Here is a 13568-nt window from a genome sequence, read left to right as displayed (position 1 = left end):
ACCTATCCCCACATTCATAAAGAAAAAACCTTTGTTCATCTTCATAAAAAATATCCTAATTTTCGCTCTGGAGGTTTAATATACCCTCAATACCTTTCTTTACCCCTCTTTCTTCTTCCTGTTTTACTTTTTTTTTACCTGTGCTTTTGACACATCATCCCTATTCCTTCTTTTCGCTTTCTTTCATTACCCATCCTTTTGAAAAAGCATCAGCTTTAAATCAATTTCTTACTGCTCTTTCTTTTTTCATTGAAGGTTCACCCTTTGCACTTATAAGCCGATATTGCTTTTATTTCTGATTTTATATTTTTTTCTAAAGCTCTGTTTTTACAAAAGTAAAATTAAAACATTTGTTTCTATAACTTTCAGCACTTTTATCAGTTCCGCATTGATTTCCAAGACATATTATACCATAATTAAAAAGAGCAAAATTAGTGATATTATCAACATGCACGTTCATATTACAGCCGACATCCAGAAAAATATTCCCCTTGTTTTAGCAGTCTGTGACGGAGAAATTCTTGGAGAAAAATCTCTTATTCCCCAGTCAGATACGGTAAAGCAAGCGCTTTCTATGCTTAAACTTGGAAAAGGAAAATACGTTGATATTTGTGTTGAATCAGGACAACGAATCATATTCTTAGATGTGGGCACCTTCGAATCTGTGTATGAGATCCGCTGTCAAGGAGGTGCACTGTGGAATTTATGCCAATCCTTATCTTACAGTGCTTTGCAAATTTTACCTTGGTCTTCTTTTCCCGAAGAGCTGCTTTACGGATTAATGCTTAAAGGATGGAGGTTTGATGGGTATCGAACAAAATCCAATCCTTTGCCTAAGCTTTTTTGTAAAGATCTTTACGTTATTTACAATGAGTCCATTAAGGGCGCCCCCTCTTTAACGCAACAGATAGAACGGTATCGCACAAGCATTGAAAGTATTCATTGGACAAGACAACGATGCAATGAGCCTGCCAATATATTGACTCCTCAAAAATTTTCTCAAGATCTTACTGAGTTTTCTGAATTTGGAATTCGCGTTGAAATAATCGAGAAGGCTTCTTTAGAGTCTTTGGGCTTTGGAGCGTTACTAGGAGTAGCTCAAGGAAGCATTCACGAAGCACGTCTTGCAGTTCTTCAATGGCATGGGGCAGCTTCCTGTGATGCACCTTGGGTAACGCTTGTTGGAAAAGGAGTAACGTTCGATACAGGGGGGGTTTCCCTTAAACCTTCCTCGGGAATGGAAAGTATGAAAATGGATATGTCAGGAGCAGCAGTAGTTGCGGGCGTTATTCGAGCAGCAGCAATAGATAAGCTTCCATTAAATCTTTCTGTGGTAATTCCTCTGGTAGAGAATGCTATTTCAGGCACTGCGCAACGCCCTGGAGACATCGTGCGTTCCTTATCAGGTCAGACCATTGAAGTTTTAAACACAGATGCAGAGGGACGTTTGATTTTAGCAGACGCACTGTGGTATGCCCAAGAAAAATTTAATCCGCATCTTATTATTGATGTCGCCACGTTGACTGGAGCCGTGAGGGTTGCCCTTGGGCCGGAATACGCAGGAATATTTGGAACTTGTGAAAAAACTATTGAAGCCATTAGAACCTGTGGGAAAGAGGAAGGAGAAAAATTTTGGCATCTTCCTTTAGACTCAGCCTTTGATCGTGCTTTAGATAGTGATTGCGCCGACATGAAAAATATAGCCAGTCCTGGATATGGTGCTGGAAGTTCGATTGGAGCTCAATTTTTGAAACGATTTATTAAACCAGAACAAAAGTGGATCCATCTAGATATTGCAAGTGTAGATCATTTAACTGCAGATCACCTGTTGTGTCCTAAAGGGGGATCAGGATTTGGAGTTCAAACGTTGTACTCTTTTCTCTTAAAAAAACAGACTTTTGGGTGCTGTAACCAAGGAAAATGCTGTTCATAAAAATATTACTTATTTAAGCAACGCCTTCCCTTTTGTATGACCAAAAAAGGGAAGAGTTTTTTTATCCTTTCCTCATCCCTTGATGTGCGCATCAGAACTATTCTCGTAAAGATGTGGTTTTCTATGAAGAAGATGCTAATTTTTTAGCTTTTAGCTGATTAAATAAATATTCTGCATGGTAAGAAGAGCGTGTAAATGCAGAAGCGCTCACCATCAAGAATCCCTTCTGGTATGCACGTTTTTCTAGGCGTAAATATTCATCTTCTGGAACATAGCGTAAAACCGGATGATGGTGTGGGCTAGGCTGAAGATACTGTCCAATGGTTAAAAAATCTACTTCCGCTTCCCGCAAATCGTTCATCACTTGACTAATTTCTTTTCGATCTTCCCCAAGCCCCAACATTAATCCCGACTTTGTAAATATCTTTGGATTTAAAAATTTTACACGCTTCAACAAAAACAATGAATTAAAATACCGCGCTTGGGGACGCACTTGAGCGTATAAACGAGGAACAGTTTCTACATTATGGTTATAAACATCTGGTTCTGCCTCTACAACGCGCTCTAACGCACCAACCTTTCCCAAAAAATCTGGAGTCAACACTTCAATAGTCGTATTGGGGCTAACGCTTCGAACAGCACGAATAACATCGGCAAATTGTTGCGCCCCCCCATCAGGAAGATCGTCCCTATCTACAGAAGTAATAACAACATGGCGTGCTTGAAACTTATGAACAAGCTCTGCAACCTCTTCAGGTTCTTTTGTATTAACCTTAGTGGGGGTTCCAGTCTTGACATTACAAAATCTGCATGCTCTGGTGCAAATTTCTCCAAGGATCATCACTGTTACGTGCTTCTTGCTCCAACATTCTGAAATATTTGGGCATGCTGCTTCTTCACACACGGTAGAAAGCCCAAGGCGTCGAACCTGTTCTTGAGTTTCCAAATATTCAGGTGTTAATTTCACTTTAACCCGAAGCCAGGAAGGCTTTTCAAGACGAGCCATAAACAAAATCTCTTACAGTTATCTTTTTTTATCCTAGCATAACAAAACAAAAAGAAAAAGATTAAGCGTACTATAAGAAAGCTGAGGATAAAAACATGATGCATTGCTTGCTTAATGAATCCCCCCCTTTGTGCTGGTTTTCCGTTACACTTATGTCATTAAGTTTTTTTGATTTTTGCTTGCTTTATTCATTTATTATTGCACATAAGATTTTTATTAAATTTTTAGATGTTAACATCATTTTGATATTAACCATGGTTCAATTGCTTCGTTGATAACTTAGACTTTTTTCAAATGGTATATCGTTCAAAACAAATAATTTTTTTCTTAACTTTTCTTTCTTTAACGCACGAAGTAAATGCGTTAAAAGAGAATTTTTCATCAGGAATTGGTATTTCTGTGGGAATCGGTGGCGCAAACCTTTCTACGCAATCCCAAGGAACAGGAACCCTTGCTTCATCCAAAATGAATGGCATTGGACCAACGCCAACGCCTCACTCAACTAAATACCATATTCACTTTGGCAGTGCTAGTGGTGATTGGGTCGATAAAGTTTCATACCGAGAGGACAATATTGTTAACCCTGATTTTGATCCGTTCAAACTTTCTGGCCTCGATTTTATTGATGGTTCCGGCGTCTACGCAGGAAGTTTGGGGATAGGGGCAGACCCTTACCCTTCAAATCCCACAACCGCATTTGCTACAGACAAACTAAATGATCATTTAGTCATAACACTTGATCCAGATGCCCAGGCAACTGGGAATACGGCTGCCTTAACGCAAACAGATGGTGCCCACGCAACTGGAAACACGGCTGCCTTAACACGCAAACAGATGGTGCACCCCCCCCCACGCAACTGGAAACACGGCTGCCTTAACACGCAAACAGATGGTGCACCCCCCCCACCCAAGTCTTAGAGCCAAGGTATCGACCTCCCAAACGGAAGGCGCTGAAAATATGTGGATAGATTTTGGCCAAAATGGAGAAACGAAAAATCATAGTGGGTTTTCTTGGAATTTAGCTTTGTTAATGCAAAAAAAGTTTAATTCTTACACAATGGGATTTCGCTGTGTTTTTGGAATTAATAACGATTATTCCAAAATAAAGTATAAGTCTAGTGCTGTAAGCACTAATGGAGACGTTTACAATATTCTTGAAAAAGAAGGTCAAACAGAAGTTGTTTTTTGTCTGAAGAACAAATGGTTTACAGAATTTATCTTTGAGTTCGGATACGTAATTGGTCAGAGCTTGCAACTTTTTGTAGGTCCTGGACTTGTACTACAAAAACAAAATTTTTCTTATCTTAATCCTCTGGAAAAATCTTATGGTAACTTATCTAAAACCGTTCCAGGATCTATGCTGGCATGTGGGGCGCGGTACGCTTTAAATCAACGCGTTTCATTAGGATTAGAATACCAGCGCCAATGGCTAAGCAAAAAAAACTGGAGCGAATTTTCTTCAATAGTTCCAAAAAATTTGTACCATCTGGGAACTCCATCGTCAAAGACCAACGCCAACTTGTTTTTAGTGACACTGACCTATATGTTTGGTAAAAAATAGAAACATAAAACGCCTGCATAAAATTTTATCGACACTCTATCAAAGCAGGATAAAGATCGTCGGTAAAATCGTAGTTCATAAAAGGTCGTGATGCTTATCTTATACAATGCCTCTTAAAAAAAATCTTTGCCAACGACTTCTATAGTCTAAACCGCTGAAATTAAATATCCCCTAAAATCTATCCTTTTATTTTATTTGTTTCAATTTAACAAAAAATTAACTCAATTTTTTCAAATTATTACCTTTACCCCACCGTCCTAAACTTTCTTTTTTTAGACCGGTCTATCACAGATTTCCAAAGAAAAAACTTTCTATAACTTTCTATAGAACAGTACGCTCGGCGGGATTTGAACCCACGACAACAGGATTAGGAATCCTGTGCTCTATCCAGCTGAGCTACGAGCGCTTCAAGGTGCATTATAACAAAACTTTTTAAAAATTTATAGACTTATTTTCTACCTAAATATTAAACCTCAGACAATCCACAAGATTCCATTTCTTCTAAAGCGCTTTGTTGTAAAACACGTAAAGATTGCAGATCTGGTATATCATTCTTTGACAAAGGTAAGCGCACCATATCTGAAGAAATCAAATTCAAAAGACGCATCAATGCTTTCACAGGAACAGGGTTAGAAGCTGAAGAAAGCGCGTGTTGAGCATTCCAGAAAAAAGATTTCTTCCATTTTCCTTCTAAGCTTTCTTGAACATAATACTTTACAAAATTTGGCCAAACATTAGATAAAACTGACACTAACCCTTTGGATCCTAATGTACTATAGGCCGGCATCAAATGATCGTCTCCACACAACAAATCAATTCTTGGAGCAGTCTTTATGTACTCAAAGGCTGTGGAAAGGCATCCGCTGGAATCTTTTAAACTTACCAAAAATGGATAATCTTTAAGAACAGATAAAGCTTCAGCAGAAAGCTTAACCCCGGTGCGCCGCGGAACGTTGTACAGCATAACAGGACGTTGAGCAATGGTCAGTAATGCTTGAAACCACTGAGTCTGCCCTTCTGCCCCAGGACAAGTATATAAAGGCGTACTAATTAAATACCCTTGAAGTTCATAGTCCTGACACTGTTTAATCCAATCCATAGCACTCTCTAGGCTATACGTAGGAACTGCGGAAAGTATGGGAACATCCAAACTTAGTCGCCTTACAAAATTTAAAATATTTTTCTTTTCTTCTATAGACAGAGAAAGGCCTTCCCCCGTGCTTCCAAACAAGATAATACCGTTTTCACATGCTGCTTGTTTACGTAGATTTCGCTCTAAGGCTTCGTAATCAATATTCAAACTGTGATCCTTAAAAGGCGTGATACACGCGGTCCACACCAAAGGATTTTTTAAAAAGGGGGTGTAATTATTCACGATGCTAAAAATTTAAATAAGTCCTGACTATTCTAAGGCGCTCTGACAGTTAAAATCAAGAGGCCCCCCTTTATTACGCCATCACTCTTATCTCCTTATCAGTAAAAAATTCCATCCGCCCCCTTCAAACTTAGATCTAACCTACACTCACACTAAAATTTTACTTTTCATCCACGCAGTACGGGACGAATCTTATCTAAAACGCCATGTACAAATCCTGACCCTCCTTCTGGAAGAAAATGTTTTGCCCACTGAACATACTCGTACAGAATTACGGATACAGGATTTTCTGTAGCGTACTTTAGCTCCCATGCGCCACACAGCAAAATACTTTTTGTAACTTCTTCCAGATACAGTACGGTCCGAAATTTAGACAATCCTGTTTCAATTATTTCTTGCAATAAATCTTTGTGAGTCTGAACTCCAAAAATAATATTTTGTGCAAAAACTGTATCAAAAGGATAAAACGTATCATCACCATCGTCACGAAACAAAGCGTGAGCTCCACATTCAATAATAGGACGCAAAAATCTTTGCAACCCATTAACACAAGGGCCATCGATCATAAACACCCCCTGTATGGCAAGTGCTCTTGCAACGGAACGAGAAGAAAAAGGTTTCTTCTTTTTTGAAGTCAGATCCTCCTGAACACAAGAATCACGAAGATTCATACTCTCCTCCATGATCTAATGGAAGAACAAGAGATATTTCTTTTCCCTTTCTTTTTAAAGTTAAAATAATTCGTTTAATCCCCTTTTCTTGTAATTGATTAAGTTGGCTTACAAAAACTTTAGGATCCTTTACATCTTGATCTCCTAAACGAAGAATTTCATCTTCTTCAATTAAGGTGCTTCTCCATAAAGAGTCTTCTTCAATTTGTTGGATTACCACTTTTCCTGAATTCGTCCCAAAAGATACTCCCATAAATTGATTGGTTTTTTGCAAGGTGTCAGACGAAAAAGACTCCACTGGAACATCTATATTCAGCTGATTTTTTCCTCTCAATATCGTTAGTTTTACAGACTGTCCGGGCTTAATAAATCCGATGATAGAACGAACTTGGATCCAATGCTTTACTGGAGTATCGTTGACAGACAGAATTACGTCTCCCGCTCGAACTCCCTTTTTATCTGCAGAAGAACCTGGAGCAACTTCTTTAATTAGAACTCCCCGCATACCTTTTTTCATATGCTCGGTTCCATACACTTCTTTAGGGTGTAAAAATACTCCAATGATTCCGCGGTGCACAAAACCTTTTTCAATGATTTGATCTACCACGATCTTTGCTCGCGCTGAGGGAACAGAAAAGGAAATACCCGCATAAGTTCCTGTGGGACTAAAGATGGCGGTATTAACACCGATTACCTCTCCATAGATATTTAGCAAAGGCCCACCAGAATTTCCTTTGTTCATTGCAGCATCACTTTGAAGAAAGAGATCCGGCCCTTCTGTATTGTCTCCGTTATCTGATCCAAATTCCCTATTTTTGTAAGAAATACGCCCAACGGTTACTGTTCCTCCCAGGCCAAAAGGATTCCCTGCAGCTAGTGCAAAATGCCCTTGCTTTACTGCTCCAGAATCCCCCCAGGTTAGCTCGGGATGAGATTCTTCAGACTTAAACGCCAAGACAGCAATATCGCACATTAAATCACTGCCTAAAATTTCAGCTTCGTAACTGATGCCAGACTGAAGGCGTACTTTAACTTTTGATCCGGGACGACATACAGAACTGCTGTTTCGCTTCAAAGCCCCTTCAATAACATGCTTGTTCGTCACAACGTAAATAGTTTTTTGTTTTCCTTCTTTTGAAGGCTTGGACCCTATTATGAACCCAGAACCTTGAGAAGCAACACGCTGTTTTTGAGGAATTTTCGGTCCCCCCCCTCTAAATCCTCGCTTTTTTCCTGAAGAATCTTTATCTCGAAACAAAAATCCTTCAAGAAAATCTTGTAAAAAATCATTGTCCCCAAAGGAATCATGAGCTACTTCATCCCAAGCAACCTCAATATTCACAACAGAAGGAAGAAATTTTTCAACTAGACGGGCAAACTCATCTTGAATTTTTGACAGCATCAAAGGAGGCTCTTCTGATTTGTATTCTTTTTGCCCACAAGACATTTCGGCATACGCTATGGCCATAAAAAAAATTATACGCTTAATCATCATGTTTTTTTGATCCCAAAAATCCTATTTTTCTTCTATTATTTATTATCTTGTTTTTCTAATAAAAAATCAAGATAGAAAAAATATTTTTTTATTAAAAACCGACTAACACAAATAATAATAAAGTTATTGTAATATAAAGCCCATAAAAGTGTATGAAAAATATTATTTTTTTCCATACAGTGTTGGGGGGGGTAAAACATTTAATCTCTTTAACTGGTACGTTCTTTTCTTATTTATTTTATTTATCAATTTATTTAACTCTTTCTAATTTAACTCTTTCTAGCATTAATTTTTTCCCTTAACATTATTTACTTATTCCCATAGAAATAATTTTTCTTAATGAGTAAATTAAAGATGAAATTTACGAAAAATAAATAGATCCGAAAATTTTCAAAATAAATAGTCTCTTTTATAGAGAACACAAAATTTTTAAAGAAGGTTGTATTTAATTTTTTAGTGCAAAAAACTTTTTTTGTAGAAAAAAAACAACATCTCCTGCCAATACCTACTTAACCTCGTTAACATTTCAAAGAAATGAAGCCCAAAAGCTACTTGACTTTGCTCTTTGCGTCTTTCTTTACTTGAAAAGAACATTGTGAGTATGCGTGATTCACCTTCTGCTACGTTAAAAAAAATTACTTCCCCCTGACACGCCTCGTACGCTGATTTTACTTTCCTATTTTTAGCACCTCAATAAACGCTTTTTGAGGAATTTCTATATTTCCAAATTGTCGCATACGCTTTTTTCCTTCTTTCTGCTTTTCAAGTAATTTGCGTTTTCGCGTAATATCACCACCGTAACATTTAGCAGTTACATTTTTTCGCAATGCAGAGACGGTTTCTCTGGCCAAAATTTTTCCCCCCACTGTTGCTTGAATTGCAATAGGAAAAAGCTGCCGTGGCAAAATTTCTTTTAGTTTTTCGCAAATCGCTCTTCCCTTGTCATATGCTCTAACTTTAGGGACTACAAAAGACAAAGCATGAATGGGGTCTCCATTAAGTGCAATGGACAACAATACGAGCTCTCCTTCTTCATACCCGTTCATTTCATAATCAAAGCTAGCATGGCCACGACTTAAACTTTTTAAAGTATCATAAAAATCAAAAGCCACTTCATTTAAGGGCATTCTATAGACCATCAGCGCCCGGGTGGGAGTAACATATTCCAGACTTTCACGAATTCCTCTTCTTTCTACCAATAGGGTAAGAATCGACCCTACATAAGCATCTGGAACAAAAAGCGTTGCTTTGATCCAAGGTTCCATCATTGATTTTATCTCGTTGGGTGAAGGCATGTCAGACGGATTATGAAGATCAATCCAAGTGCCGTTTTGCAACTGAATTTTGTATATAACACTTGGAGCTGTAATAATAAGATCTAGATCAAATTCCCGCTCTAATCGTTCTTGAACAACTTCTAAATGCAATAACCCTAATAATCCTAACCGAAAACCAAACCCTAGAGCATTAGAGCTATCCATTTCATAGGAAAAACTTGCGTCATTTAGGTGAAGCTTAGCTAAACTTTCCTTTAGTTTATCAAAGTCCCCAGCTTCCACAGGAAACAAGCTGCAAAACACTACAGGGGTACAAGATTTAAATCCAGGAAGCGCTTCTTCGGCAGGCCTGTTTTCTTCTGTAATTGTATCTCCAATATGACAATCTCCTACGGCCTTAACATTAGCAATGATGTACCCTACCTCTCCGCACGCCAAGTGTTCTACGGGATTGGGATAGGGGGTAAATACACCGATTTGCTCTACTGTGTATACGGCGTTTGCAGCCATCATGCGAATTTTCTTTTTGGGAGTAATTATTCCGTCAATTATTCGAACCAACAAAATGACTCCCAAATAGGCATCATACCAACTATCTACCAGCAGAGCCTTTAAGCAAGCGGTTTCATCCCCTTGAGGACAAGGTAATCGATCCACTATCGCTTGTAAAACAGCCTCAATTCCTATACCTTTTTTAGCAGAAACTTCAATAGCATCTTCTGCAGGAATACCAATAAGATGCTGAATCTGAATTTTAATGTTTTCAGGATCCGCAGATGGCAAGTCCATTTTATTAAGAACGGGAATCAGCGTATGATTATTTTCTATCGCTTTATAAACATTGGCTAGGGTTTGTGCTTCAACCCCCTGGCTAGCGTCAACCACCAATAAAGACCCTTCACATGCTGCCAAAGAACGGCTAACTTCATAAGAAAAATCTACATGCCCTGGCGTGTCCATCAGGTTAAGTTGATATACGTTCCCGTCTTGCGCTTTAAATTTTAACCGAACAGTTTGAGCTTTTATGGTAATGCCTCGCTCTCTTTCTATATCCATATTGTCTAAAAATTGCTCTTTTTCATGACGTTGCTCTAAAGCACCGCAAATCCGCATTAGTGCGTCTGCCAGTGTAGACTTTCCGTGATCAATATGGGCAATGATGGCAAAATTACGAATAAAATTTTTATTAATGTGCATAAGACGATAAAGCAATGGTACCGTGCTTTATCATACAAGGATTGTTTGAATATTTCTAGAGCGCACATTTCAAAGAAAATTCTAAAATTACACAAAAAAGTCCTAAATCAAGGCTTCCGAGAAAAAGATTGCAAATAGCTTTTATAAGATCAATCCAAAATTAGTGTTATGAGCAATCTATTTTTGGATAATAGAAATGGGTTTTAAGAACCTGTCTTCATGAATAAAAAAGTATGATATAAAAGGCTTGGAGGTGTAGAAGAAGAATTATCTAAGCATGACAATAGAAGCAAATACAACAAAAAAGAGGGGCAATGCAGTATGTTATATAATCAAGAGCGGTTGTCAATGGACGGTACATTCGTTTTATAGACCTTGTAGGATTAAGAGTGTATGGGAAAAAGTGATGCATGAACTTGTTAAGACAAGCCGAATTAAGTATGAAAGGAGTAAGAATCCCAGCTATAAGCATCATTCACAAAGTGTTAAAACAAGTGTTAAACTCACAGGAGCCTCCGAAAAAATAGGTATAGAGGGGGGAAAAAAAGATACGTAAACGGCATAGTGTTGTTGATAGGCAAGGCAATCTGCTCCATATCACGGTTCATAAGGCCAATGACACAGGTGCTGGGTACAGAGTTTTTAAGGAAGCGGTGCAAAAATTATCCTACATTAAAGGGAGTTTGTGAGAACTCTATTGAATAAAACTATAGCAGTCTCAGAGCGTATATCTCAAGGATAAGGATGGGCCATACTTCCAAAGCGTTAGATCGTCGAAAGAACATAGGATAGCTAAATCATTTTCGAAGGGTATCTAAAGATTATGAAATTGCCCTAGCGACTTCTGAAAACATGAGTATGATATCCCATTCCATGAGCCTATTAAGAAAGATAGCTAAATCATGAATACAGAAAGCCTAGTCAAGGTGTTATTATGGATAATGCCTATTTTCATAAATTCAAGAGAAGTAAAAAATTAATAGAATCTGTAAAATGCAGTATAATTTTTTTACTTCCTTACTCTCTTGATTTGAATCCAATAGAGAAATTCTGGGCTAATATGAAGAGGTGGACAATATCATACTCCCCCTCACTTTTTTTCAGGTAGTTTAAAAGATCGCTGAAATCAAAGAATAAGAGTTTATCTTTGATCCACCTGAGTCCCCTTGTGAAGTATGAATACAAAGGCGCTCTGACTGTTTTTTTGTAAGCACATTCTTGTGTAAGGCCCGTTATAGAACCTTATTCCCAACCGTGGGGTAGACCTAATTATCCCTTCTTTTTTGTATCTTACCCCCTACTTACGCTGCTTTTACTAACTTTAAATATTTTGGATGTCGTTTTTTGATCGCTACCAAGTTCAATATATTCTATTACTCGCCCCCTTAGATCGAAGCTGCTTTGTTTCCTTGTCATTTTTTTGTTAAAAATAGTACCACTCTGCCCCATTTTCAAGCTAAGTTACTATACACTAGATAAGGTATATAACAGATAACAATACTAATAAACCGTTTAGATTTTTAAATTTTCTTGCTTATTAAGCATAGTACAGAATATTCCAGACACAAAAAATCTGAACTTCTTAAAAAAAAGCGTTTTGAATCTTATAGAGAGCATCGCGGAATTGCTTTTATGAAAAAATGTGCTAGAATCTTACTATGCTTTCTTCGTCTAGTGGTTAGGACATCACCCTCTCACGGTGGAAACAGGGGTTCAAATCCCCTAGAAGGTACGCTTTGTCTGATTTTTAAATTTAAAAATTTTTTTTATGATAATGTAAGTAAATATTAGCTATTCATATACTTTAAAAAAGTTCAAGAAAAAATATATCGCTTTTTTCTGTTATTGTTTTTTGTCTTTAATAAAACTTTTTTGGATTTAGTAACAAGCAAACAATGCCTCACAATTAAGCTTACTGATTCTTTTTTAAAAAGTTCTCTAATCCTGTCTTTTACCTCCCCAACAGAAAAATTATCAATAAAATTTTAAAGATTTCCCACAGGATATTGTTTTTAAAATCAGAACTTCTAGATAGTGTTGCCACGAGAGGTTCACCCAAAGTAAAAGGCGTCTAATTTGAACAGAAATAATAAATGAAGAAGTATTTTTTTCGTATCGCAAGCAATTCCTCTTCAGCGTTTCAGGTGAAGAAATGCGTTCTCTACAAGATGTCTAAGTTTGTAAATATCTTTTCGTGTTCCCTTTGTTTCTTTTGTTTTTTTTGGAAGAATAACAAGATTTATTTTGTTTTTTCTTGCCTTGTCAACATTTGATTGGTATAATATCCTTTACTTGCAAGAAGTATTTTGAGCACCCATTTCTTCAACACTCTGGCTAGCTTGTTTGCAATCAGTAACGGCACCTGATGTTATAATATTCTGACCGACATGCCATGCGCAGCAACAGCCAAATTATAGCTTCGTGTTAAGAACTCTTTTATGCGGCCCATGTCCTGGTTTCCTCCCTTAGCCGCTACTGCATGAATATGCACTTTTGTATGACTGACATCTACCATCAACCACTCATAGTCTGGATCGACAATCAGTTTTTCCAAAAGATTTTCCCAAATTTCTTTATCTCGCCATCTGCAAAATCTTCTGTCCTTATTTTTCCAATCTCCATAATCAGGGAGAAAATCTCGCCAAGGGGACCCCGTTCTTAAAATCCAAAAAACAGCGTTTACAAATTCACGATTGTCCTTCGCTTTTCCTCCCCAACAGATAAGGCTCCAGAATTTTCTAAGATTTTTCTGATATATCGTGCATTCTGTGCAATTGCGTCATCTCTTCTAAAAAATAAAATTCTTGATTTTTATCATATCATGTTTTATCTCGTGATGACAGCAATTTTTTCGACAAAAAACCGAAAAATTTATTCATTAGACTTCTTCGTCCCCTATCATTTAGCTAACTCCATAGGCTTAATCTTACACCAATTCCCATTGCTAAATAAGCGTATAATGATTGCCTTTTAAGAAAAGGAGAAGTTTATCTTAGGTGTATAACAAACAGCTTAAATAGAATGGCATCCGCATTAAAACTATCAACCGCGCA

At 37.5% G+C, this 13568-nt stretch carries 10 protein-coding genes, 2 tRNA genes and 1 pseudogene; 5 read left to right on the top strand and 8 right to left on the bottom strand.

All coding sequences use genetic code 11. The features are described from left to right. The first annotated feature begins 448 nt into the window (after positions 1-448). Positions 449-1933, top strand: coding sequence for a leucyl aminopeptidase (locus tag HE1_RS02990; protein WP_006292169.1), 1485 nt, complete (start codon positions 449-451; stop codon positions 1931-1933). Between the two features lie 121 nt (positions 1934-2054). Here the strand turns inward: HE1_RS02990 and lipA are convergent, their stop codons facing one another. Beyond that, on the bottom strand, positions 2055-2939 hold the full coding sequence (lipA, locus tag HE1_RS02985) for a lipoyl synthase (protein WP_006292171.1): 885 nt from the start codon (positions 2937-2939) through the stop codon (positions 2055-2057). A gap of 294 nt (positions 2940-3233) precedes the next feature. Between lipA and HE1_RS02975 the strand changes: the two genes are divergently transcribed. Together HE1_RS02975 and HE1_RS02970 are read left to right on the top strand one after the other, a co-directional pair. Further along, positions 3234-3857, top strand: coding sequence for a hypothetical protein (locus tag HE1_RS02975; RefSeq protein WP_035544560.1), 624 nt, complete (start codon positions 3234-3236; stop codon positions 3855-3857). Between the two features lie 40 nt (positions 3858-3897). Then, the gene (locus HE1_RS02970) at positions 3898-4500 is read left to right on the top strand and encodes an outer membrane protein (RefSeq protein WP_035544558.1); all 603 of its coding nucleotides are present in this window, start codon (positions 3898-3900) and stop codon (positions 4498-4500) included. A 332-nt stretch (positions 4501-4832) separates the two neighbouring features. On the opposite strand, the gene HE1_RS02965 is transcribed toward HE1_RS02970, so the two are convergent. The 5 genes from HE1_RS02965 to lepA all read right to left on the bottom strand — a co-directional run bounded on the left by HE1_RS02965 (position 4833) and on the right by lepA (position 10515). Further along, positions 4833-4906, bottom strand: a tRNA-Arg gene (locus HE1_RS02965). 60 nt (positions 4907-4966) lie between these two features. After that, positions 4967-5839 carry a 4-hydroxy-tetrahydrodipicolinate synthase gene (gene dapA, locus HE1_RS02960; RefSeq protein WP_162531219.1) on the bottom strand — a complete coding sequence of 291 codons (873 nt, stop codon included), beginning with the start codon at positions 5837-5839 and terminating at the stop codon, positions 4967-4969. A gap of 203 nt (positions 5840-6042) precedes the next feature. Continuing rightward, the gene (locus HE1_RS02955) at positions 6043-6546 is read right to left on the bottom strand and encodes a transcription antitermination factor NusB (protein ID WP_006292176.1); all 504 of its coding nucleotides are present in this window, start codon (positions 6544-6546) and stop codon (positions 6043-6045) included. Then, positions 6533-8014 (bottom strand): trypsin-like peptidase domain-containing protein, encoded by a 1482-nt coding sequence (locus tag HE1_RS06470; protein WP_162531218.1) that lies wholly within the window; start codon positions 8012-8014, stop codon positions 6533-6535. The genes HE1_RS02955 and HE1_RS06470 overlap by 14 nt, the downstream gene beginning before the upstream one ends. Positions 8015-8709: 695 nt before the next feature. After that, the gene (gene lepA / locus HE1_RS02945) at positions 8710-10515 is read right to left on the bottom strand and encodes a translation elongation factor 4 (RefSeq protein ID WP_035544553.1); all 1806 of its coding nucleotides are present in this window, start codon (positions 10513-10515) and stop codon (positions 8710-8712) included. 934 nt (positions 10516-11449) lie between these two features. Here lepA and HE1_RS07200 point away from each other — a divergent pair. Continuing rightward, the gene (locus HE1_RS07200) at positions 11450-11623 is read left to right on the top strand and encodes a transposase (RefSeq protein WP_084490966.1); all 174 of its coding nucleotides are present in this window, start codon (positions 11450-11452) and stop codon (positions 11621-11623) included. 182 nt (positions 11624-11805) lie between these two features. Here HE1_RS07200 and HE1_RS10325 read toward each other — a convergent pair whose 3' ends face one another. Then, positions 11806-11931, bottom strand: a complete 126-nt coding sequence (locus tag HE1_RS10325; RefSeq protein ID WP_162531217.1) for an IS630 transposase-related protein — start codon at positions 11929-11931, stop codon at positions 11806-11808. A gap of 244 nt (positions 11932-12175) precedes the next feature. Between HE1_RS10325 and HE1_RS02935 the strand changes: the two genes are divergently transcribed. Then, positions 12176-12247 (top strand) — tRNA-Glu (locus tag HE1_RS02935). Positions 12248-12570: 323 nt separating this feature from the next. Here HE1_RS02935 and HE1_RS02930 read toward each other — a convergent pair. Then, a pseudogene (locus tag HE1_RS02930) lies at positions 12571-13298 on the bottom strand (IS5 family transposase); the annotation flags it as partial. Positions 13299-13568: the final 270 nt, after the last annotated feature.

The sequence above is a fragment of the Holospora elegans E1 genome (genome assembly GCF_000648275.1).
Taxonomy (GTDB): Bacteria; Pseudomonadota; Alphaproteobacteria; order Holosporales; family Holosporaceae; genus Holospora; species Holospora undulata_A.
The sequence above is the reverse complement of the archived record's forward strand: the minus strand, read 5'-3'. Positions and strand labels throughout refer to the sequence as shown.